This is a genomic window from Paraburkholderia sp. RAU2J (assembly GCF_003634845.1).
Classification (GTDB): domain Bacteria; phylum Pseudomonadota; class Gammaproteobacteria; order Burkholderiales; family Burkholderiaceae; genus Paraburkholderia; species Paraburkholderia fynbosensis.
Genome location: NZ_RBXG01000003.1, coordinates 977,242 through 1,000,664 on the forward strand (window position 1 = coordinate 977,242; position 23,423 = coordinate 1,000,664).

Consider the following 23,423-nt stretch of genomic DNA (forward strand, 5'->3'; position numbering starts at 1 on the left):
ACGTGAATGATCAATACTCCCTGGAGAGCCACAGTCATGGTCGAGCAAAAGAGGATTCATGCAGCATTCCTCGCCGCAGTGATCGCCTCGATTGCGCCGACGTGTCGGTCGGAAAACACCACCGACTGGCTGGCGAACACCTATGGCACCCTTGCCGCCCACGTGGGTAACACCGCGCGTTCCATGTGGGTCGCGCCCGAAGGTGTTATTTACACGGCCTCGATGTGGGACGAGTACGAGGGTGGCGTCGCTGTCTATCAGGCCGGCAAGAGCCTCGGCTCGATCGGCGCGCACGGAGAGTTTCAGGGCGGCGCGATCACGGGCAGCGCGACGTCGATCTTCGCGGCACTGCAGCCCGGCGGAACATACGGAAGTGGTGCGGTAGGCCGATACAACCGCACCACCAGGACTCGCGATCTTTTGATTCAGGTCAGTGCATTTAACAACCTGCCCCGGGTCGACGTCGTCACTGGACTGGCCACGGCGGCGTCGCTTCTCTATGCGAGCGACTTCTATGGCAACCGCGTCCGCATATTCACCACCGACGGTATCTGGAAGCGGGATATCAACGTCACGGGCCCGGGTGCCCTTGCGGTGGATGGCGCGGGCGACGTCTGGGTCGCACAGAAGGGTGAGGGCTCGGTCGTCGAGTTCAGTCCAACTGGCGCGTTGTTGAACACCATCCAGATGCCGAGTGGGGCGCGGCCATCGGCACTTTATTTCGATGCGTCATCGGGGCAGCTCATGGTGGGGGACGAGGGCCCCGACATGAACATCAAGCGCTACACGCTCTCGGGCACGCCGACGCTGGCCAGTACATTCGGCATTCAGGGCGGCTATCTCGATACCACAACGGGAATCAAAGGGCAGGTTGGCGACAAGCGCTTTACCCGCGTCACCGGCATCGGCAAGGACACCGCAGGCAACCTTTATGTGCTCAACAATCCGTGGGGCGGAAGCTGGGATCTCGGCCGCGACGGCGGAACCGACATTCACGCTTACAACAGTTCTGGTCGGCTGCAGTGGAAGCTTCAGTCTCTGAACTTTGAGGGGATCGCCGCAGCGGACCCGGGTACCGACGGCGTCTACTTCTATGGAGGTACCAACATCTACAGCGGCACAGCCGGGGGAGCCTTCGTAGCGAACACTGTCGATCCGTTCGACTATCCATCCGATCCACGCATCAACATCAACGATCGCTCACGGGACGAGCATTTCGGTCAGCTTGCCACCGTCGGAGCAAACCGGATCCTCGTGGCATCGGGCCAGAATCCCGATACCTACTACTTCTTTCACTTCAACGCGGCGAATGGCTACATCGCAATACCGGACGCCACGCTTCCTGGTCCGGCGTTCAAAACGACCGTGGCAGTCAGGAATGGATTCTGCATCGACAGCAAGGGGGGCGTATGGGCCGGCCTGGACAAGACCGGTTACATCTACCACTATCCACTGATCGGCTTCGACGCCAGCGGCAAGCCAACATGGGGCGCCGGTGTCCCCATCCGCATTCCCGAGAGCATCAAGCCGTTGACGCGCATCGTGTACCTCGCGGACAGCGACACCATGATTCTCGGACAGGGAATTGTTGGGAGTACGGACTGGACGTCGATAGGTACGCGCATTGAGGTGTATCACGGCTGGAGCGCGGGCAATACCACGACACCCAATCCGGTGATCAACCTCAGCCACGCTGGCGCCAAGTCGATTGACGCGGCGGGCAGCTATCTATTTGTCGGTTACTGGTTCGGCAGCGGGCAAGCTTTGCCGAACATCGACGCCATCAATCTCGCTACAGGCAACCTCGATACCACACTGGTCAATACCAGCACCGGTACCGTTGACGCCAGCAGCGCCATCGATTCGATGTACGGCGTCAGGGCATACCATCGGTCGACGGGCGAGTACGTGGTCACGAAGAACAACGTCAAAGGTTCCAGCATTACTGTTTATCGCTGGACGCCTTGATTCTGCTTTTCGTCAGCGAGAGATCGGTCGTTATGACCGTTTCTGCTCCGCGGAGCATACTCACGTGTGAACGGCTACGCTGGGGGCCGCCCTGCGGCGCTCATCATCTGGATGAGTGCGACCACGAAGCGTCACTCGATAGCGCGATCGCTTAAACAGTCTGACGTCGGCTACAAGCTGCAAGCTATCGTTCAGACAGCGTCAACGCCCCTACTTCAGCAAATACGCGTCATAAATCACCGCATTCCCCAACCTCATGGCATATCCCACAGCCATCGCGCGATTTAGCCACGCATACTTCGCGGAGATCGTCTCGAACGTCATATACAGCCGAAAGTAGTACTTGTTCGGATCCACCGGTTTGCCTTTCGCCACATCTGCCATCACATCAGCGGGACCGTATCGCAATCCCCTCGTTTTCAGGTAGACCAGCTCACCGTCGTCCATCTTCAGCAGATAACGCGTGTCGATCACAGCAAGTCCATCCGACGTAACCACCTGCCAGCGACGCATCGCAGCGGTGATGCCCTGTCGGCGCCTAAAGTATCCTCCCCGGAGGATCATCGCTCGACGACTGCTCCCGCAGGTTCATGTCGAGCTATGCGCGGGCGGAGCGGCGAAGCTTGCGACAGCGTCGGGTAACTTCGCGCGGCCCGCTTCGATGCGCGCGCGGAAATAGCGCGCGGTCGCGGCAAGGCCGTCGTCGAGAGAAGTTCGCGGCTGCCAGCCGAGCCACTCGCGCGCACGCGTGATATCCGGCTGGCGATGCCAAGGGTCGTCGGTCGGCAGAGGATGCAGTTCAAGCGGCGAGTTCGAGCCGGTGATCACCACGATCCGCTGCGCGATCTCGCGCATGCTTACTTCGTGCGGATTACCCAGATTGACCGGGCCGTTGGGATCATCCGCTGTGTTCATCAGCCGGATAAAGCCGTCGATCATATCGTCCACGTAGCAGAACGAGCGCGTCTGCGCGCCGTCGCCATAGAGCGTGAGCGGCTCGCCTTGCAGTGCCTGCATCATGAAGTTCGACACGACGCGGCCATCGGCGGGATGCATGCGCGGCCCATACGTGTTGAAGATCCGCGCAATCCGGATCGACAATCCATGTTGCCGCCGGTAATCCATGAATAGCGTCTCGGCGCACCGTTTGCCCTCGTCGTAGCAGGAGCGCGGGCCGATCGGGTTCACGTGCCCCCAGTATTCCTCCGTTTGTGGATGCATCAGTGCGTCGCCATACACTTCGCTCGTCGACGCCTGAAAGATTTTCGCCTTCACGCGTTTGGCGAGCCCTAGCATGTTGATGGCGCCGTGCACGCTGGTTTTGGTGGTCTGCACCGGGTCGTGTTGATAATGGACCGGCGATGCGGGACAGGCGAGGTTATAGATCTCGTCGACCTCCACGTACAAAGGGAACGTCACGTCATGACGCATCAGCTCGAAATTCGCGCAGTCGAGCAGATGCGCGATGTTGTCTTTCGTGCCGGTGTAGAAATTGTCGACGCACAGAACATCGTGCCCTTCTGTCACGAGCCGTTCGCACAGATGCGAGCCGAGAAAGCCTGCGCCGCCGGTAACCAGAATCCGCTTGCGGGTGAGTTCTTTCATGACATGTCGTCCTTGCTCAAAGGCACGGTTCGCGGCCGCTCAGGCAGTGACGTGCAGCAGCGCGTCGTGCCAGTCCTGCGCGAAACGGTCGATATGAAAACGCTCCAGCGCCGTGCGCCGCGCGCCTTCGCCGAGACGCCGCGCTTCGGCGGGGTCGCGCAGCAGACTACCCATCGCATCGACGAGGGCGTCGACATCGGTATGAATAAAGCCGTTTTCGCCATTGCGGATCACCGTGGCGAGTTCAGTCGTAGCGAGACCGACGATCGGCATGCCGATCGTCATCGCTTCGATGATCGCGAGGCCGAGACTGGTCCAGCGAATCGGATTGAAGAAGAAGCGGTAACGCGCCGTGAAGGCGGCCAGATCGAGATTGCCAATCTCGCCGATACCGCCGAGCCGCCCGGCGTCCATGCCGACGAGATCGAGAGGCACACGCGTGCGCGTCGCGCTGAAGATATCCGCGCCGAGTCGACGTCCGCGTTGCGCGAGATGATTCACCACCACGATGCCGCGCTCCAGTTCGCCGCTATAGCGCACACCCTCGGGCACGACGACGCCGTGTTCGATCACCCGAGTCGGCGTGACGCCACAATCCCACATCAACTGATTGAAATGCGTGACGTGGACCAGCAAGGTGTAGGGGTCGTCGACCCAATGCCATTGCTGAAACGGATTGTCCTGCGGCGGATCATGCTCGATATAGACGCGCGGCAAGCGCTGCTGCGCCGGGCTCAGCAGATGTTCGCGATCGTATTCCCAGTGGCTCTTGTGCTGATACAGGACGACGTCAAACGCTTCGTCGGGCACATCGTCCGCGTTGATTTCGTGGACGTTGTCGCCCCACGGCAGCACGCCGACCTTGCCGGCGTAGCCGGGCGGATGGCCGGGTTTCGTGACGAGATAGAAATCGTGCGGCGCTTGCGTCAGGTAATACAGATAGTTGCCGTGTACATGCCAGGTCAGCACGCGCAGGCGGCGGCAGTTACGCAGCATGATGCATCTCCTCGAAAGTGCGAGCGTTCGCATGCAACGTGTTCGGCGCGCCGGGTTGCGCGCCGTCTACTCGCGCGAGTTGCGCACGCGCCGATTCCACGACCTGTTCCACGCTGACATTCAACGCGCACGGATGACCATACGGGCATTCGCGGAACATGCAAGGGCGGCAGGGGGGATAGTCGGCGAGCACGCGGTGCAGCGCATGGTCGGGCGGCGCCCAGCGGCGCGTGTCGCTGCCGGAAGCGATCACCACCGACGCCGTCGACACGGCCGCTGCGATGTGCGAAATGCCGGTGTCGTTGCAGACTACGAGACGCGCGTGCGCGACGAGTGCAGCGAGGCCGCCGAGCGAAGTCGCGCCCGCGAGATGCAGCGCGGGAGACCTCATCGAGCCCAACACGGCGCCGGTCAACGAGGCTTCGGCGGCGGTTCCGGTAATCGCGATCTGCCAGCCTTCGGCTGCGAGGTTGTCGGCCACCTCGGAGAAACGCTCGGCGGGCCAGCGCCGCGACGGCAATTGCGCGCCGGGATGGATCAGCACGAGCCGCTGCGCTTGCACACCATGCACGGCGGCCAGCGCCTCATATTCTTCGTGATCCTGATGATGAAGCGGAAATGCCGATTGCCGCTCGATCGTCGGTGCGCCGAGCGCGTGCGCCAACGCGAGATAGCGGTCGGCCTCGGGCAGATCGTCGGGCCAGCCGATAAAGCAGCCTTGGCGCGCCGGCTCGTCAGGCTGTACGAAACCAGCCAGAGCCTGGGCACCCAGCTCGAGCAGCAGATCGTTGGCGGGCCCGCCACTGCCGTGCATCTGGATCGCCAGATCGAAATGCCGCGCGCGCATGCGCGAGAAAAATTCGGGCAGCCCGGCGTTCGTTTCCGGCTGCTCCGGAAATCCGATTGCACCGGGGAACACGATCAGTTCATCGATAAGGCCCGCATAGCGCTCGACGAACGTGCAAGCCCACGGTAACCCGATCAGCGCGATGTGTGCGTGCGGCGTCGCGTGGCGCAACGCTCGCAGCGCGGGGACGGCGCACAGCATGTCGCCGAGTTGCAGTGCGCGAAACACGACAATGCGGCGCGGCGCGAGCGCGCTCAGGAACGAGGGTGCAGTCATGGAAAGAACACCTTGAAACGGAAGGCGCCATAGAGCCGCCAATAGATCGAGAGAAACGGAATCGGGACAGACGTCCACGCCATTTCGGCGACGTGCCGCCAGCTGCGATCACGGCCGTGCAAACGCATGACGCAGAAGTAGCCAGTCAACGCTAGCCACACGATCAGCGCCGTTAGCGCGATAGTCATGTGGCTGGCCGGCACGGCGAACAACGCAGTCAGTGCCGCGCACAGGATCGCGTAGTAAAGCAGTGGCGGTGTCGCGCGGATGCGCGTCCTGAACAGATGCGGGTGCTTCTTGTAGAGCAGCGCATCGAACTGGCTCTTCTTCTGCTGCGCGATGCTGACGCCCCAATGTGCGGGCCGCACGGGATGCACGACCACGGCATCGGTCGCACGCACGATCTCGCCGCCCGCTCGCATCAGCGTAAATTCCAGATCGGAGTCTTCCCGCCACGCCGACGTGAAGCGCTCGTCGAACCCGCCCGTCGAAACCAGAAACTTGCGCGCGACGAAGGCGTTGGCGGTGGCGAATTCCGCGCGTTCGAGTCCGCTCGCGTCGGCTTCGTAATCGGTCGGCAAGTCGGGCAGCGGCACGAGGATCTTTCCCGAGGCGGCCGCGACGCCGGGTGCGAGCGCCGCAACACCGGCCGTAAGCCAATGTCGATCGGGGAGCGTGTCGTCGTCCGTGAAGGCGATCAACGGCGAGTGCGCCTGTTGCCAGCCCGCATTGCGCGCGCCTGCCGGGCCCTGGCTACCCGTGACCGGTACGTAGCGCACGGTCAGTCCTCGCGCCGCCTGTGCGGCTGCGAAGCGCGCCACGCAGGCGCGGGTGGCTTCATCAGGGCCGTCGTCGCAAACGATAATCTCGTAGCGATCCGCAGGGTAGTCCTGCTCGCACAGTGCGCGCAGACACGCGGCCAGCAGCGCGGGACGGCGATAGGTCGGCACCACGACGGAGACATCCATGCGATCGGGTAGCGCGCCTGCGTAACCCGCGGCAACCGCTTCTTCGGCGCGAGACGGGCTTGCCGGCATCCCGCCGGCTTCGATTGGAGCCGCTGCGGACGAACTCATGCGCGGCCCCCCGTTTTGTCGACGACGAACGGCCCGATCACCAGCGCGTCGAGCGGCGAGGTCCAGAACGACTCCACCGCGTCGCGCGGCGAATTCACCATCGGTTCTCCGCGCGTATTGAACGACGTGTTGACCAGAATCGGCACACCCGTGCGTTGTCTGAACGCGTTCAGCAAGTCGTAATACAGCGGATGCTGCGCGCGATTGACGGTCTGCACGCGCGCCGTGCCGTCGACGTGGCGCACGGCCGGAATGCGCGCTGCCTTGTCCGCGCGCACGTCGAACACGAACAGCATGAACGGTGCGACCTTGCCATCCACGAACCATTCGTTCGCATACTCTTCCATCACGACCGGCGCGACCGGGCGGAAGTCTTCGCGGTCCTTGATCTCGTTGAGCTTCGCCTGCATCTGCGCATCTACCGGCGAGGCGAGGATCGAACGCGCGCCGAGCGCACGCGGGCCGAATTCCGTGCGCCCCTGATACCAGCCGATCACCTTGCCATTTGCGAGCAGATCGGCGGTCTCGGCGGCAATATTGTCCATGCGGCGGTAGGGCAGCTTCGACCAACTCAGGAATTGTTCGATTTCCGCTTCGCTGTATTCGGGGCCGAGGTACGCGTGGTCCATCGTCCAGCGACGCGCACGGTCACCGTGCGCTGCTCGCTCGCGGTAATCGATCCACAGCGCCGCGCCGAGTGCGGTGCCAGCGTCGCCAGCGGCGGGCTGGACCCAAACGTCGTCGAACGGACCGGCATCACGTAGCTTCGAATTCATCACACAGTTCAACGCGACGCCGCCGGCCATCGCGAGCTTGCTCAGACCCGTCTGCCGATGCAACCAGTCCGCGAGTCGCAGCACCGTTTCCTCGAGCACGCGCTGCAACGAATGCGCGATATCGAAGTGCCGCTGCTCCAGCGGCCCGCCGCGTTCCCGTGCCGGGCCGAAGCGCTCGACGAGGCGTGGCGCATCCACGGTATAGGTTCCATCGCCGCGGTAGCGCACGATCTCGCGGAATACATCGAGGTAGAGCGGCTTGCCGTAAGAGGCGAGCGCCATCACCTTGTACTCATCCGACGAGTGCAGGAAGCCGAGCCAATCCGTCACGGCTTCGTAAAGCAGGCCCAGCGAATGCGGCAGTTCGACCTGCTTCAGCCGCGTGTATTCGCCGCCGACAAACCGGGCCATGCTCGTCGTCACGCCTTCGCCGCGGCCGTCCATCGTCAGCACGGCGGCATCGTCGAACGGCGCGGCGAGAAAGGCGCTGGCTTCGTGCGCGAGGTGATGCTCGACGAAGTGCCACTGGAAGCCCTGGTCACGATCAACGCCCTGAAAGCGTTTCTTCAGGTGATGCGGCGCGCCATCCAGCAGTTGCCCTTTGGCATTCGCGATATAGCTCAGGAACAGCGGGTCCCACGGCGATGTCGACGGGTCGGATACATGCGCATTGGCCGGATCGAACGGCAATTCTATGGTCGCGCCCGGACGGCTCGGCATGCCGCCGAACAGCGTGGGATCATAGGAGTAGGCCACATGATCGACCTCGGCAAGCGTGATGCCGGCGGCCTTCAGGCAGTAGTCGATGGCATCGAAGGGCAGTTGCCAGGTCGCAAACGGCACGGGCCGTTTCGCGTGTTTGACGTGCGTGAAGCGTTCGTCTTCGGCGGCGGCGAGCACGACGCCGTCGCGCAGCAGGGCTGCGGCGCTGTCGTGATAGACGGCATTGATTCCGAGTGTGTACATGGTCGTTCGCAAGAGAAAGGTTTCAGGGAGCGATGGCTTCACCGGAGAGGGGCGCCGTGATGGCGTGATCGGCCTGCTTCGCCGCGTCGCCAGCCGTCGCACAGGCCGCGTCGCGCGCCGCTGCCTCGTTGCGCAACTCGAGCACCGCCTGCACCACTTCGCCCGGCGCGACGCCCAGCAGACAGGCGTGATGCTGTTGCGGACACACGCTGCGATAACACCAGCGGCATTCCACGTCTCGAAACAGCACGCGCTGCGCCGTTTGCCAGGGCGCGTGCTGCGGATTGGTCAGCGCATAGAGATCGACCACCGGTGTATTCAGTGCGGACGCGAGATGCACCGGTCCGCTGTTGTTGGACACGAGCACGCTGGCGCGCTCGATCAATGCGCCGAGTTCGCCGAGCGTGAGCGCGCCGCTCAGATCGTGCAGATGCGAGCGCACGCCGGGCGCGGCCGCGCGAATCACTGCTTCGACCAATGGCCGTTCGCCAGAGGAGCCGGTAATCAGCAAGGGCACGCCGGTTTCGCGTACGAGCCGAGCCGCGACCTCGCCAAAACGCTCGGGCGGGTAGCGGCGCGAAGCGGCCGTGGCGCCAGGATGCAGCACGATGCACCCGGCTTCGCATGCGACGCCGCGCGCGGCGAGTTGCGCTTGGAGTGTGCGACGGTCGGAAGCGTCGACGCGAAAGCGCATGCGCGTATCCTGCGCGTGCGCGCCGACGTGGCGCACGAGGTCGAGTTGCCGTTCCACTTCGTGGCGCGTGCGCTGCTGCGGTTCGGGTTCGCGCAGCCAGTCGGTCAGCAGCGCATAAGGATTTTCGCGGCAATGCGCGAGACGGCGCGGAATGCCGGCCAGATAGCAGAGCATCGCGGCGGGCAACGGGCTTTGACTATAGACCGTGAAAATGACCGCGGCGTCGAAGGCGCCGCAGCGCAAACGGTCCTGCATACGTTGATCGTCCAGCAGCGTGCGTGCGCCGTTCGACAAAGGCGCGACCCAAGGCGCGCCGTATTCGATCACGTCGTCCACGTCGTCGAGAAAAGGCGCGAGCGCCGCGCCGCTGCGCGATGCGAGCATCGTGATGTGCCGATCCGGCCCGCCGTGACGCAGCGCGTGCAGCGCGGGTGTAGTCATCAGCACGTCGCCGAGATTGTCGACGCGTATGCAGAGAATCCGCTTGACGTCCTCACCCCAGCGAGTGGGCGGCGACGTATCGGCTACCCGTGCATGCGCGAGTGTCGGTTGAGCGAGCTGCAGCGGGGCGTTCATCGCGCGGCTTCCTCGCGCACTGGCGCATCGAGTCCGCCGTTGGCCCTGCTGCCGCCAACCACGATTTGCGCGGCTTCATGCAGATCGGCGGCGCGCGCGGTCGGCACGCGGTGTTCGCTGTCGAGCCACCGGGTTTCATGGCCGTTGTCGAGCAGCACCGTTCGGCAGCCCGCGCGGTTGCCCGCTTCGACGTCGTCGAGAATATCGCCGATGAACCAGCTCCGCGCGAGGTCGAGCCGGTGTTCGTGCGCGGCGCGCAGCAGCATGCCGGGCGCGGGTTTGCGGCAGCCGCACACGCAGGCGTAGCGCGCGACGCTGCCGCCTGGAAGATGCGGGCACCAGTACACGCCGCCCAGCGTCGCGCCGCACGTGGCGAACATGCGATGCAGTTCGGCTTCGACCGCATGCAACGCGTCGTAGCCGAACTTTCCGAGCGCGACGCCGGACTGATTGCTGATGACGAACAGCGCGACCGGATGCGCGGCGAGCAGTCGCAAAGCGTCGCGTGCGCCCGGCGCGAAACGCATCGACGATGGGTCGACGTTGTAGGGCACATCGTCGAGCAGCGTGCCGTCCTTATCGAGGAATACAGCGGCTTGCATCATGAAACGTCCAGGCGGAAAGCGTGAGCAGGAAATGAATGGCCGTGGCAGGGAAGGGGCAACGACGCAAGTGCGCTTCGCATTCGCTGCCTTATCCGTAAGCCCCGCCCACCGCCGCGCGTTTCGGCACTTCCACCTGCTCTGAAGCGCTTGTCGCCGGCGCGAGGCACGCCGCGCGCGCGTAGATCTGCGCCAGCGAATCGCCGACGCCTTTCCATGTGAACCGCGCGTGTGCGCGCGCAAGGCCTGCCTCACCCATGCGACGGGCAAGCTCGGGGTCCCGTCGCAACTGGTCGAGGCGCGCGGCAAGCGCGGCCGGATCTCGCGGCGGAACGAGGAAGCCGGTCTGGCCGTGCGCGACCGAATGGCGGATGCCGCCTACGTCGGCGCCAATCACTGGCGTCCCGCAGGCCATTGCCTCGACCGGCGTGATGCCGAACGGCTCGTACCACGGCGTGGTCACGAACACGTCGGCGGCACTGTAGAAATGACGCAGTTGCGCACGTCCGCGCCGGCCGACAAAGGTAGTCTGGTCCGCCACGCCGCACTCGCGCGCGATGCTGCGCAGCCGTGCGATCTCTGGCGTCGCAAGTTCGTTCGGCGAGTTCGAATTGCCGCCCACTACGTAGAGCCGCGCGAATGCCCCGAACGCCTGCTTGAGAACGCCAACGCCGCGCACCACGTTGTCGATGCCCTTGCGTTGCACGAGCCGGCCCAGTTGCAGCACCGTGAATTCGTCCTTGCGCCAGCCGAGCGCTTCACGTGCGGCAGCGCGGTCCATCGGCCGGAATTCCGCAGCGTCGAAGCCGCATGGCACGATCTCGATGCGCGACAGGTCGGCGCGATAGTGCTCGATCAGGTCCGCCTGGTCCTGCGGGCATTCTGCGACCACGACGTCCGAGCGCGCCACCAGTTCGTCCTCGATCGCGAAACGTTCATCAGGAAAGCCGTCGTCCGCGCCCTGATGAATCCGGCGTACCCGGCCGAGCGCATGAAAGGTAGTGACAAGCGGCACGCCAAGCGCCGCCTTGACCTTCAGCGCGGCAAGACCGGACATGAAGAAGTTTGCGTGGATGACCTCATACGGCTCGCGTTCGCGTCGGAAGAATTCGACCAGGAACGTGGCGAATTCGTCCATGAACGGCAAGAGCTGCTCCTTCGGCAACTGCTTTGGCGGCCCCGCCGGCACATGAATGACCCGCACGCCGTCCATGTCCGAGACGAGCGGCAGCAGCGCGCGGTCCCGGCGCGTGAAGACATCGACCTGATGTCCCATCGTCACGAGTTCGCGCGCGACATTGGCGACGTAGATGTTCTGTCCGCCGCTGTCGACTCCGCCGGCAATAGCGAGTGGCGAGGCGTGTTCACTGACGAGAGCGATTTTCATGGCGTTCCTTTGCAGGGTGGGCACAAACGGATTTGGCGCGCGGCGGTTGTAGTACGCACAGCATGGGGTGTGCCAAACGTTCTACCCGCCGACGCGGGCAGATGCACTGCTCTGCGGACGGACGAAGCGTCGTGACTGATTTTCGATTTGGCGGGAGAGAAGCGCTGTGGCGCTCCCTGTTTTTACACGCGGCATGTAACATTGCGCGCGTGGAAAATTGTTCCGTTGTGCGATGCGTATAAGAGAATGCGATGGACTTTTTGCTAAAGGCGCCACCTGTATGCCACTTTCTGCATACGCCGGGACCGCTGCTTGCTGTTCCAACGCATCACAAGGCAGGGTGGGTCGCTTTCCGATTTTTTCGACACCCGGCCGGTAGATAGTTGTGGTCGCGTTAGCAGCCGCGCGTAGAAGCAGTCGACATCCATGCCGAATTCATCGACTTCGCCCCCGCAATCGCCGTCGGCGCGTCCGCGACTCATTGGCCGGATCGCCGCCGACCTTGCGCAAGCCGTGTGGGGTTATCGCAAGCAGACCGTGCTGTCGCTTTTACTGATGGTGGCGGCCAAGCTGTCGATCGTACTGATTCCGCTCGTCCTGAAACACATCGTCGACGAACTCGGCCGACCCGTCGCGCAGGCGCTGTTTCCCGTGTTCCTGGTGCTTGCTTACGCGCTGTTGCGCTTTCTCGGCGACGCGCTCAACGAAGCGCGCGACGTAGCGTTCAGCGTCGTCACGCAGCGCACGGTGGCCGCCTTCACCGAACGGACGTTCGCGCATCTGCATGGAATGAGCGCGCGGTTTCATACGCGCCGCGAAACCGGCGCAATCGCGCGCGACGTGCAGAAAGGGGCGGACGGTATCGGTTTTCTGCTCGGCGTCGCGTTGTTCACCATCGTGCCGACCGGCTTCGAGATCGCGACGATCGTCACGATCATGGTGCGCGCCTATGCGCGCGAATTCACGCTGGCGATCGCGCTTACCTTCGTTTGTTACGCGGTCTATACGTTTTTATTCACACGGCGGCGGGTTGCCTTTCAGCGCGCTGTGAATCTGCTCGAGGCGCAATCCGATGGACGTCTCGTCGATAGCCTGCTGAATTACGACACGGTCAAATACTTCGCGACCGAAGCGGCTGAAACGCGCCGCCTCAGCGAAGTGCTGGAAAAATGGGTCCACGCAAGAATGGCAAATCAGCGCGCGCTGACCGCCTTGCATGTCGGGCAGAGCGCGGTGATCGCGCTCGGCATCGCTGCAATCATGCTGCTCGCCGCGCAGCATGTGATCGCCGGCTCGATGAGTGTCGGCGATCTGATTCTGGTGAATGCCTATCTGATCCAGATTTGCATGCCGTTGAATACGCTCGGCTTTGTATTCCGCGAGACCAATGACGCGATGGTCAACGTCGAGCGCATGTTTGCGATTCTCGCGACGCAAGGTCGAGTGGGCGAGGATATCGACGATCCCGCAGCCCAGCCGCTGATCGTGAACGCGGGAAAAATCGACTTCGAACACGTGGACTTCGGCTATGACCCGGCGCGGCCGATTTTGCGCGGCGTCGATTTCCATGCATATGCGGGCAAGACGCTAGCGGTGGTCGGCGGCAGCGGCTCAGGCAAGTCGACGATCGTAAAACTGTTGTTCCGGCTTTACCAGCCCGAAAGTGGCGCGATCCGCATCGACGGTCAGGACATCGGCAAGGTGACGCAGCGAAGCCTGCGCGAAGCCATCGGCATCGTGCCGCAAGATACCGTGCTGTTCAACGAGACGATCGCTTACAACATCGCTTATGGCCGGCCCTCCGCGACGCGTGCGGACGTCGTGCGCGCGGCGCGCGCTGCGCAACTGGACGAGTTCATCGAGCGGCTGCCCGACCATTACGATACGCGCGTCGGCGAGCGCGGCGTGCGTCTGTCGGGCGGTGAGCGTCAGCGCATTGCGATTGCGCGCGCCATTCTGAAGGACCCGCGCATTATCGTGTTCGATGAAGCGACGTCGGCGCTCGATACGCGCTCCGAACGGGCAATCCAGACCGAGCTGACGCGCCTCGCGCAGGGCCGTACGTCGATCGTGATCGCTCATCGGCTTTCCACTGTGGTGGACGCCGACTGGATTCTCGTGATGGAGCATGGTCGCGTGGTCGAACAGGGCATGCATCGGGAATTGCTGTCGCGCGATGGCGTCTACGCGAAGATGTGGTCGCTGCAATGGCAGCAGGGCGAACTTGAGCATGCGCAGCGCAAACTCACCGCGCAGTCGGTGAGCCTCGCCACGTTGACCTCCGGTGCGGTCGACGCATTGCATGACGAAATCGCGGCACAGCGCGTGGCTGTGCACGTGGGGCTTGGCGACAACGACTTGCGCGTGACCGGGGATCCGAGTGTTCTGCAACCGGTGATCGCAGAATTGTGCCTCAATGAAATCCTGCAGGCGGCAGCCGGCGAGCGGATCGCACTGCGGGTCGAACGACATAACAATCATGCGTGGGTCAGTGTGCTCGGCGCGGGCGGTAAGCCGGCCGAGCTTGAGGAGTCGGCCGCGCGGCGCATGGAAGCGAGGCTCACAGCGGCGGGCGGTGGCTTGACGTTGATGCCGCTGCACGGCCAGCTCGCGTATGTCGCGATGCTGCCGCTGCATGCCGTCGCCGATGTGCGCGAAGACGATGGCGCGAGGCAGATCGACGATCTGCTGGTCATGGCCATCGACGATCAGGAGGAAGCGCGCGACGCGCTCGAAGCGGTGTTAAGCGCGAGTGGCGCGCGAGTGCAGCTTGCATCCTCCGGTGCGCAGGCGCTGGAGTGGCTCGGGCGCACGCAGAGGAACGAATGGCCGCAGGTGCTGTTATGTGACATTGTGCTAGCCGACGTAGACGGTTACGAAGTGCTACGTCGTATACGCGCACTCGAAAGCGAACGCATGAGCGCGGCGCATGCACCGCTGCCGGCGATCGCGCTAACCGGCTATGCCGAAACGGAAGACCCACGGCGCGCACAGGTAGCCGGCTTCGACGCACATCTGACGAAGCCGGTGCCGCCGCAAGAGTTGATCCTCGCCATCACGAAGCTGACGGGCGGGAAGTCGCGGGCGAATACCGCGAATTAGTGCATGCGAAGCTGCTCGCGGGAGAGCGTTGGAGCGCTGCGCTTAGGTGCAGCTTGCACGACGGCCCTCGCGTCATATACGACGCCGGGTGAATAAACTCACGTGCGCGCGTCGATCTCTCCGCCGGTTGGCTTCTGGTGGCTGTCCGCCGGTGTCGCGCCGATGGACCGTTCAGCCGCGTGGACACGTGCGCGCAAATGCAATACGTTGACCGGTACGACGCGGCGGCGCGAGAGTGCCCAGGCGAGTCCGCGCATGAGCGCGGCGCCGTCGCGCATCAGGCTGCCCTCCCGCGCAAGCATGCCGAGCGCGCGCAGCGTCGCACGGCATGCTTGCAGCCATGGCAGACGCAGCCACGCGATCCACGCGGCGTTGCGCGCGAGTGTGCGACGCCGCAAGCGGTTATCGCGTGCCGGCGATGGATGATGGTGTACGGTCAACTGCTCACAATAGACAATCGACCGGTTCGCCGCCAGCACGTCTAGCGCCACTAACTCTTCCTCACCGCCGACGAACAGCCGCGGTTCGTAGCCGCCCACTTCGCGAAACAGTGACGTGCGGAACACGCACGCGCCCGCCATGTAGCCGATCAATGCGGGGCCGGGCAGGCCGTTGCTGCCGAGCGGACTCGCGCGCATCACGGCGCACGTCGGGTCCAGCGCCTGGTTCTCGCCGACGACGACGCGCGCACTCAACACCCCGACGTTCGGCCATGCGTCGAGCAGTTGCACCGCGCGTTCGAGCGAACCCGGCTCCCACCACGTGTCGTCATCGCAGAAGGCGACATAGTCAGTGCCGACGCAGGCAGCCGCACGATTGCGGCCAGCCGCGCCGAGATTTTCGTCGCACTCGATCAGGCAGACCGTCGGAAACAGCGTTTTGACGAGCGCGACGGTGTTGTCGGTCGAAGCGTTGTCGGCGACAAAAATGGGTGGGCGTTCGGGAAGGGCGAGCAGGCGTGTAAGTGTGACGCTCAGTTCGTCCGCGCGGTTATGTGTCAGCACGACAACGGAAATGCGCCGGGCCAGCGTTTTGTTTTCCATGCTGTTGACGTTCTTCTAACGATGCGATGCAGGTGTCGAGCAAGCGTTGTGCCGATGCGCTCAATCACGGCTACTGCCGCTTTCGTTCGCGGCGCGAAGGACCCAGTAGCGTTCCGGCGAATCGAGGGCGGCACGCCCTTCGGGACCGAATGCTCGTAGCTGGCTTCCGTATCTGCCGAGCGCTGCCTGCTTCAACTGGAGGTATCGCGCGTGCGCCCCGGCGTCTGCCATGTCGATTGGACTTACCTTGATGCGTTGTTCGAGCAGAGCGCCCAGACGCTCCTGGAGGATGCCTGGAATATTCCGGTAGGGGACGTCTTCGTACGCGTAGGCCGCTAGCTCTTTGAGTGACCGCAGGGCGGCGAGGCAAGCGTCTGACGCCATCGTGTGATCGGAATGGAATAGTCCAAGTGGGAACAGCACAGTCGCCGGTTTCACTTCGAGGAGCGTTGCGCGCAACGCCGCGACAAGTGCTTCGTGCGAAGGCGATGACAGATATTGCGCGTCGCAGAAAGGCAAATGAATGGGTGAAGCGCGCAGCACGCTCAAAGCGCACACGTCCTCTGTTCTGCGCGCGCGCGTCGCCTCGAACGCGCCTGCGAAGCCCGAGGCGCGGTCCCAGTCGGTCATCATGTCGCCTGCCGGCGCGGACGTGAAAATCGTACATACGGTTGCGGCCGGATGCGCGGCGAGCAACAGGCCGCAACTAAGCACCGCGTCGTCCAGATGCGGAGAGACGACAAGCAGTGGGCCATCGAACTTCATGAGATCTTTCTGCGCTGCGTGCGGCGGGACATGGAAATTCATGGCGAGCAAGCTGCATTCCACGTTGGCTCGCGTTTGTTGCCGCGCAAGCCTTCCCATCGCGCCCTTGAGGAACATTGCTTGCGTAACGGAACAACCTGCCGCTTTCGCCTGTTAGACCCGCGGCACGAAAAGTGCGGCGGACCCGCAAACTCATACGCTGACCTACGTAAATGATCGCTGACGTCGGAGCTCAGATTCGCGCGATTGCGCGGTCCTGCGGCGGTGCTGCGCGTGCCGGCTGGAAACGCGCGGCCTACACCGTCGCCGGCTCGCTGCTCGCGATGTGGCACGTGGCGCAGTCCGCCGCGCAGCCGCAGCAAAACGTGTTGCAGCCGGCAGGCGTGCAGGCTGCGCACATTGCGAAGCTATGGAACCTCTCGCTGATCGTATGCGGGATCGTTTTTGCACTCGTGCTGCTGGCGACTCTCGTTGCGCTGATCCGCAATGGGCGCGGCCTTGCCGCGCAACCGCCGGCGACTCGCCCGCCTGAGCTTGGCTCGCTGACGCAGCCGGAAAACCGCACGCGGCGTGTCGTGATCGGCGCAAGCGTGCTATCGGTGATCGTCCTCGTCGGACTGATCGTCGCCGACGTGCTGACGGATCGCGCGCTCTCGAGGATGCCGGTAACAGACCCCGTGCGCATCGACATGATCGGCGCGCAATGGTGGTGGCAGGTGTCATATCCTCCGCAGGGCGGTCAGCCTGGCTTCGTTACCGCAAACGAATTGCACGTGCCGGTTGGCCGGCCGGTTGTCGTGTCGCTACAGGCGGGAGATGTGATCCACAGCTTCTGGGTGCCCAGTCTGCACGGCAAAAAAGACATGCTGCCGGGTATCGACACGACGATCGAGTTCCGCGCGGACCGGCCAGGAACCTATCGCGGACAGTGCGCCGAATATTGCGGCGCAGAACATGCATTGATGGCAATGCTCGTCGTCGCCGAGCCGGCCGAGGGCTACGCGGCCTGGGTGGCGCGGCAGGCGCAGCCGCTCGCGCAAACCACCGACGCCGTCGCGCTTCATGGCCGCGACGTGTTCGAGCACGCGAGTTGCGCAGGTTGCCACACGGTGCGCGGCACTTCCGCGACGGGCACGCCCGGCCCCGACCTCACTCATCTGATGAGCAGGGAGACGATCGCCGCGGGCGTGCTTGCCAATACGCCTGAAAATCTTGCCGCGTGGATAAAGGATCCGAATGCACTGAAGCCCGGCGCGACGATGCCGGCTGTGCCGCTTTCGGATGCCGATCGCCTCGCGGTCGTCCGATGGCTAACCACATTGCAATGAGCACGACCGAAAAGCCGCCGGGCGCCGACGCTGTCGCGCAGATAAAGGACGGGCCGGATGCCGATACCGGTACGCTGGCCGCGCTGGCGCGCACGTGGAGCGATCGCCCGGGGATCATCGGCTGGTTCAGCGCGATCGATCACAAAACCATCGCGCGCCGCTTCATGTGCACGACGTTCGTGTTTTTCCTGCTCGCGGGGATCATGGCACTGGTGATGCGCACTCAGCTCGCGCGGCCGACCAACCATGTAGTCGGCCCTGACATGTACAACCAGCTCTTCACGATCCATGGCACGGCCATGATGTTCCTGTTCGCGGTTCCTGTGATGCAGGCGGTGGCGATGTACCTGATTCCGCTGCTGATCGGCGCACGCAGCGTCGCGTTTCCGCGGATGAACGCGTACGCATACTGGGTCTTTTTGTTCGGCGGTTTCACGCTCTTCATCGCATTTCTGCTAGGTGCGGGCCCGCGTTCCGGCTGGTTCAGCTATGTGCCGCTGGCCGGCCCCGACTATGCGACCGGCAAGGGCAGCGATATCTGGGCGCAAATGATCACGTTTAGCGAGCTGTCCGCGTTACTCGTCGCTGTCATATTGATCGCGACGATCCTCAAGATGCGCGCGCCAGGCATGTCGCTGAACCGGATGCCTCTTTTCGTGTGGGCCACACTTGTCACGCAATTCATGGTGCTCTTCGCGATGCCCGCAGTCATGCTGGCGAGCACTGCGCTGATTCTCGACCGACTGGTAGGGACGCAGTTCTATAACCCGGCGCTCGGCGGCGACGTGCTGTTGTGGCAGCATCTGTTCTGGTTCTTCGGTCATCCCGAGGTCTATCTGATCTTCATTCCGGCGCTCGGGTTTATGTCATCGATCATCGAGACATTCTCGCGCCGCCCGATTTTCGGTTACTCCGCGATGGTGCTCGCGCTGATCGCGACGGCGTTTCTTGCGTTCGGCTTATGGGTGCACCACATGTTTGCGACGGCCGTCCCTGATCTCGGCAAGACATTCTTCACCGCGGCGAGCGTGATGATTGCGGTTCCGTCCGGTATCCAGATCTATTGCTGGCTAGCGACGCTGCTCACCGGACGTCTCAGTGTGAAGCCGCCACTGCTGTTCGTGCTCGCGTTCTTCTTCATTCTCGTGCTCGGCGGGATGACCGGCATCATGCTCGGCTCCGTACCGCTCGACCTGCAGGTACATGACACCTATTTCGTCGTGGCGCATCTGCATTACGTGCTGCTCGGCGGCGCGGTGTTTCCGCTCTTTGGCGCCTTCCACTACTGGTTTCCGAAATTCACCGGACGCATGCTTGGTGAGCGCCTCGCGCATTGGCAGTTCTGGCTGTTCTTCGTCGGCTTCAACGTCACTTTCTTTCCGATGCACCTGCTAGGCCTCCATGGAATGCCGCGGCGCGTGTGGACGTACCCCGCCGCCATGGGCTGGGACGGCATGAATCTCATCGCGACGCTGGGGGCGTACCTGATCGCTGTGAGCGTGCTGCTGTTCATCGTCAACGTGATATGGAGTGTGCGGCGGGGCGCGCGGGCCGACGCGAACCCTTGGGGTGCGGGCACACTCGAATGGAGCGTCCCGAGCGCGCCGCCGCCGCACAACTTCGATGTGCTGCCGGTCGTGCACGGCCGCGCGCCGCTGTGGGAGCCGGGGCGCGCGCCGCGCGCGGTGGCGGGCCTCGCCGCGCTCGCGCGCGAGGTGTTGACCACGACAGCCCTCGATGCGCGGCCGGACACGCGCCCGCTCTTTCCGCAACCGTCGATCTGGCCGTTCCTCAGTGCGATCGCGACCACAGTCTTCTTCATCGGTTCGATCTTCACGCCGTCGGCCGTATGGTGGGGCACGGTGCCGGTCGCCGTGGCGATGATTGCCTGGTTCTGGCCGGGGCGGCGCGAGAACCGGGTCGCGCGCGCGCTCGAGCGCTGGCCAGATTCGCCTGCCGCGAATAAGGCGGCGCGCCATGTGAACGCGAACCCGCCGTCGCGCAAAGCGGCCAGCCATGGCGCGTCGCAGAGGGCCGCGGTGCTCGACGTGCGCGCGTTGCCGAGCTTCGGTTTCAGTCATCGCAGCCTCATGTGGTGGGCGACGGCGGGCTTGATGCTGATCGAAGGAACCCTGTTCGCGATGACCGTCGGTATGTACTTCTATCTGCGCGCGGTCAACACGGCGTGGCCCCTGCATGCACCGCCGCCCTCGCTGGTGTGGGGATCGGTCAATACGGCGGTATTGGTCGCGAGTCTTTGGCCGAACCAGCTTGCCAAGCGCGCGGCAGAGCGTGGCGAACGCAATCGGGCGCGCCTATGGCTTGCAATATGTCTAGCGTTCGCGCTGGTGTTCCTTGTCCTGCGTGGCGCTGAATTCGGCGCGCTCAACGTGATGTGGTACGCGAACGCATACGGTTCTATCGTGTGGCTGCTGCTCGGCCTGCACACGACCCACCTGATCACCGATACCGTCGATACCGCGGTGCTGGCAACGCTGCTCTACACCGGACCGTTCGAGAAAAAGCGCCTGCTCGACACGAGCGAGAACGCGGTCTACTGGTACTTCGTCGTCCTGAGCTGGCTGCCCATCTACGCAGTCATCTACCTTGTCCCGCGGATGCATCAATGAAGCACAGTGGAATCTCGATCTGGCTTGGCCTGCTGGTGGCCCCGGCGGTAGTACTCGGCGCGCAGAGCCTCAACTACGCGCTGGTGCAGGTCGCCTGCGCGTCCGGCCGGCACACCGCGCTCGACGCGGTGAGCGCGCTTGCGTTCGGCTTCTCGGTCATCGCGGCGTGGCTTGCCTACCGGCGCTGGCGCGCCACAGTCGGGCGCTTCCACGGCAGCTACGTGCCGCGCGGCGCGCGTCGGCCGTTTCTTGCCCTGATGGCGATGCTCGTCGCCGCTTTGTGTGCGGTTATCCAGTTGACGATGTGGTTCCCGCAATGGCTGCTTTCACCCTGCCGATGATCGCGTGGCTTTCTGCACTCTGCTGCTTCGCGGTCCTTGCCCGAAAGCGGCGACTCGCGCTCGGGTGGGCGGGCGCCGCGCTGGCACTGACCGCTGCGCCGCTCGCATGCGCGCACGTGCTTACCGATGGCGAACGCGGCGCGCCCACATTCGGCTGGTCGTTCGACGCGTGGGTCGTCGCGTTGATGCTCGCAAGCACGCTCGCGTATGCGATCGGTCACCTGCGGTTGCGCCGACGCGGCTCGTCGCACAGTCGAGCAATCCGTGCGAGGCATGCGAGTGCGTTTGCGGGTGGCATGGCCGCGCTCGTGATCGCGTTGTGCTCGCCGCTCGATGCATTGTCCGCGGCTCTGTTTTCCGCGCACATGGTTCAGCACGAAACTATGATGCTGATCGCCGCACCGCTCCTCGTGGCGGCACGGCCACTCGGCGTATGGATTTGGGCATTGCCACGCAGCGCCCGCCGGCGCGTCGGCCGGGCGGTGCGCGGGCCCGCATTCGTCCGCGCGTGGCGGGGGCTGACCGCGCCGCTCACCGGATGGATCCTCCACGCGGCAGCACTCTGGGGCTGGCACGCGCCGGTGATGTTCGAAGCCGCGCTCGCGCACCCGTGGGTGCACACGCTGCAGCACACCACTTTCCTGCTGACCGCGCTCATTTTCTGGTGGACCGTCTTTGGCGACGGTGCTTCGCGTCAGTCAGGCGGTCACGCGTTGTTGTCCGTATTCACGACGATGGTCCATACGAGCGCGCTCGGCGCCTTGATTTCGCTCGCGCCGGGCTTGTGGTATCCGTCCTATATCGAGCCGACGAGCGCGCTCGGCGTCGATGTGCTGCATGACCAGCAAGCCGGCGGCCTCATCATGTGGGTGCCGGCTGGGATCGTATACCTGGTCGGCGGATTGGCGATCGTGGCGCGCTGGTTGAGGAGCCCGACGCGAGCCGATCTCGCCAGCGATCCCACAGCGGCATTGCCGCAGGACGGTGCGCGATGATGCTGCAAACGTCACGCGCATTTGCGAGAGCGCGCCGTCATGCCGGGCTTGCCGCTTGCACCCTCGCGCTCGCGATAGCCGCCGCAGGCATCGCAATGCGCGACGCGCGCAGTGAAGATGCGTCGGCATCGGACTCGTCGCGCGCCGTCTCCGCGTCGTCTTCGGCAGGTGCTCCAGTAGGAGTCGCTGCGCCTCGACCAGACGCGGGGACGCTCGCGCGCGGCGAGTACGTCGCGAGAGCCAGCGATTGTGCAGGTTGCCACACGGCGGCGCAAGGCGGCGCGCCCTATGCAGGCGGACACGGCCTCGTTTCTCCGTTTGGCACGATCATGGCGACCAACATTACGCCCGATCCGCGCTACGGGATCGGCCGGTACACCTACGACGACTTCGCGCGTGCGCTGCGCCAAGGCATCGCGCGCGGCGGCAAGCGGCTCTATCCGGCGATGCCGTACAACGCGTTTGCGAAGCTCGATGACGCGGACATGCATGCGCTCTATACGTACATGATGCATGGCGTCGTGCCGGTCGCGAAGCCGAACGCCGAGTCGGATGTCGCATTCCCGTTCAACCAGCGTTGGGCGCTGCGGTTTTGGCAAATGGCGTTCGTGCCGCGCCGGCCGTATCGGCCGCGCGCCGACCGCGATGCGCAGTGGAATCGCGGTGCCTACCTCGTGCAATCGGCGGGCCATTGCGGCAGTTGCCATACGCCGCGCGGCGTCGCTTACCAGGAGAAGGGCACGGACGAAACGTCGTCGACCTTTCTCACCGGCGGCGTCAACGACCACTGGTTCGCGCCGGATCTAAGCGGGGATCCGGGCTCGGGGCTCGGCCGCTGGCGCGCACCCGAAATCGCCGCGTTCCTGAAGACGGGGCACGGCGCCGGCAACGTTGCATATGGGAGCATGGTCGAGCAGATCGAGGACAGCACGCAGTACCTGACCGACGACGACCTGCTCGCGATTGCCCGCTATCTGAAGTCGCTGCCGCCGCATAATCCCTCGGGAACCTATGCGCCGCAAGACAATGTTGCGCGCAAGCCGCTGAACGGCAGTCGCGTGCCCGATACGTTGTCGCTGGGATACAACGTCTATCGTTCGTTTTGCGCACAATGCCACGGTGACGCGGGTGAGGGCGTACCGAACGTGTTCCCCGCGCTCGCGGGCAACACGTCGGTGCTCGCGGAAGATACGACCTCGCTGATTCGCCTCATGGTCGAGGGTGGCAATAGTCCGTCGACGCTTACTGGACCGCCCCGTCAACAAATGCCGCGCTTCGCCGACACGCTCCCCGATGTGGCAATTGGCCAGGTACTGACCTACGTGCGCAGCGCGTGGGGCAACAACGCACAGCCGATAACCGCGAACGATGTAAGTTCATTACGGCAGAAGCTGCACAAATAGCGCTGCCCGCGCGCGTTGGCGTTCGCCGCGTTGAGGCCGTTCTCGCA

Annotated in this window: 18 protein-coding genes; 7 read left to right on the forward strand and 11 right to left on the reverse strand. The window is 64.0% G+C overall.

Going from position 1 to position 23,423, the window contains the following annotated elements:
• The first annotated feature begins 36 nt into the window (after nt 1-36).
• Nucleotides 37-1,968: an SMP-30/gluconolactonase/LRE family protein gene (locus B0G69_RS35840; protein ID WP_121324800.1), complete on the forward strand. Its 1,932-nt coding sequence runs from the start codon at nt 37-39 to the stop codon at nt 1,966-1,968.
• Nucleotides 1,969-2,178: 210 nt separating this feature from the next.
• Here the strand turns inward: B0G69_RS35840 and B0G69_RS35845 are convergent, their stop codons facing one another.
• From B0G69_RS35845 to B0G69_RS35885, 9 genes are all read right to left on the reverse strand, one after another.
• Entirely contained in the window at nt 2,179-2,532 is a 354-nt protein-coding gene (locus B0G69_RS35845) for a DUF3237 domain-containing protein (protein ID WP_121324801.1), read from the reverse strand.
• 24 nt (nt 2,533-2,556) lie between these two features.
• On the reverse strand, nt 2,557-3,573 hold the full coding sequence (locus B0G69_RS35850; RefSeq protein WP_121324802.1) for a UDP-glucuronic acid decarboxylase family protein: 1,017 nt from the start codon (nt 3,571-3,573) through the stop codon (nt 2,557-2,559).
• 39 nt (nt 3,574-3,612) lie between these two features.
• Nucleotides 3,613-4,569, reverse strand: coding sequence for a glycosyltransferase family 4 protein (locus B0G69_RS35855; protein WP_121324803.1), 957 nt, complete (start codon nt 4,567-4,569; stop codon nt 3,613-3,615).
• Nucleotides 4,559-5,692: a glycosyltransferase family 9 protein gene (locus B0G69_RS35860; protein ID WP_121324804.1), complete on the reverse strand. Its 1,134-nt coding sequence runs from the start codon at nt 5,690-5,692 to the stop codon at nt 4,559-4,561. The genes B0G69_RS35855 and B0G69_RS35860 overlap by 11 nt, the downstream gene beginning before the upstream one ends.
• On the reverse strand, nt 5,689-6,660 hold the full coding sequence (locus tag B0G69_RS35865) for a glycosyltransferase (protein ID WP_241991699.1): 972 nt from the start codon (nt 6,658-6,660) through the stop codon (nt 5,689-5,691). The genes B0G69_RS35860 and B0G69_RS35865 overlap by 4 nt, the downstream gene beginning before the upstream one ends.
• Before the next feature lie 104 nt (nt 6,661-6,764).
• Entirely contained in the window at nt 6,765-8,510 is a 1,746-nt protein-coding gene (locus B0G69_RS35870) for a carbamoyltransferase C-terminal domain-containing protein (RefSeq protein ID WP_121324806.1), read from the reverse strand.
• Between the two features lie 22 nt (nt 8,511-8,532).
• Nucleotides 8,533-9,780, reverse strand: coding sequence for a lipopolysaccharide heptosyltransferase II (waaF, locus tag B0G69_RS35875; protein WP_121324807.1), 1,248 nt, complete (start codon nt 9,778-9,780; stop codon nt 8,533-8,535).
• Complete coding sequence (locus tag B0G69_RS35880; RefSeq protein WP_121324808.1) at nt 9,777-10,385, reverse strand: HAD family hydrolase; 609 nt, start codon at nt 10,383-10,385, stop codon at nt 9,777-9,779. Before B0G69_RS35880 ends, waaF begins: the two co-directional genes overlap by 4 nt.
• Before the next feature lie 88 nt (nt 10,386-10,473).
• Entirely contained in the window at nt 10,474-11,769 is a 1,296-nt protein-coding gene (locus tag B0G69_RS35885; RefSeq protein WP_121324809.1) for a glycosyltransferase family 1 protein, read from the reverse strand.
• 426 nt (nt 11,770-12,195) lie between these two features.
• Between B0G69_RS35885 and B0G69_RS35890 the strand changes: the two genes are divergently transcribed.
• Nucleotides 12,196-14,871, forward strand: a complete 2,676-nt coding sequence (locus tag B0G69_RS35890) for an ATP-binding cassette domain-containing protein (RefSeq protein WP_121324810.1) — start codon at nt 12,196-12,198, stop codon at nt 14,869-14,871.
• A gap of 98 nt (nt 14,872-14,969) precedes the next feature.
• On the opposite strand, the gene B0G69_RS35895 is transcribed toward B0G69_RS35890, so the two are convergent.
• A complete protein-coding gene (locus tag B0G69_RS35895; protein ID WP_121324811.1) occupies nt 14,970-15,914 on the reverse strand; it encodes a glycosyltransferase in 945 nt (314 codons plus the stop codon).
• Between the two features lie 60 nt (nt 15,915-15,974).
• On the reverse strand, nt 15,975-16,679 hold the full coding sequence (locus B0G69_RS35900; RefSeq protein ID WP_121325121.1) for a PIG-L family deacetylase: 705 nt from the start codon (nt 16,677-16,679) through the stop codon (nt 15,975-15,977).
• A 323-nt stretch (nt 16,680-17,002) separates the two neighbouring features.
• On the opposite strand from B0G69_RS35900, the gene coxB reads away from it, so the two are divergent.
• Genes coxB through B0G69_RS35925 form a run of 5 tightly spaced genes read left to right on the forward strand, consistent with a single transcriptional unit; the run spans nt 17,003 to nt 23,376 of the window.
• A complete protein-coding gene (gene coxB / locus B0G69_RS35905; protein WP_121325122.1) occupies nt 17,003-18,007 on the forward strand; it encodes a cytochrome c oxidase subunit II in 1,005 nt (334 codons plus the stop codon).
• Nucleotides 18,004-20,637, forward strand: a complete 2,634-nt coding sequence (ctaD, locus tag B0G69_RS35910) for a cytochrome c oxidase subunit I (protein WP_121324812.1) — start codon at nt 18,004-18,006, stop codon at nt 20,635-20,637. Before coxB ends, ctaD begins: the two co-directional genes overlap by 4 nt.
• Nucleotides 20,634-20,978 carry a hypothetical protein gene (locus B0G69_RS35915; protein WP_199731471.1) on the forward strand — a complete coding sequence of 115 codons (345 nt, stop codon included), beginning with the start codon at nt 20,634-20,636 and terminating at the stop codon, nt 20,976-20,978. The genes ctaD and B0G69_RS35915 overlap by 4 nt, the downstream gene beginning before the upstream one ends.
• A complete protein-coding gene (locus tag B0G69_RS35920) occupies nt 20,954-21,973 on the forward strand; it encodes a cytochrome c oxidase assembly protein (protein ID WP_241991646.1) in 1,020 nt (339 codons plus the stop codon). The genes B0G69_RS35915 and B0G69_RS35920 overlap by 25 nt, the downstream gene beginning before the upstream one ends.
• Complete coding sequence (locus tag B0G69_RS35925) at nt 21,973-23,376, forward strand: cytochrome c (RefSeq protein ID WP_241991700.1); 1,404 nt, start codon at nt 21,973-21,975, stop codon at nt 23,374-23,376. The genes B0G69_RS35920 and B0G69_RS35925 overlap by 1 nt, the downstream gene beginning before the upstream one ends.
• Nucleotides 23,377-23,423: the final 47 nt, after the last annotated feature.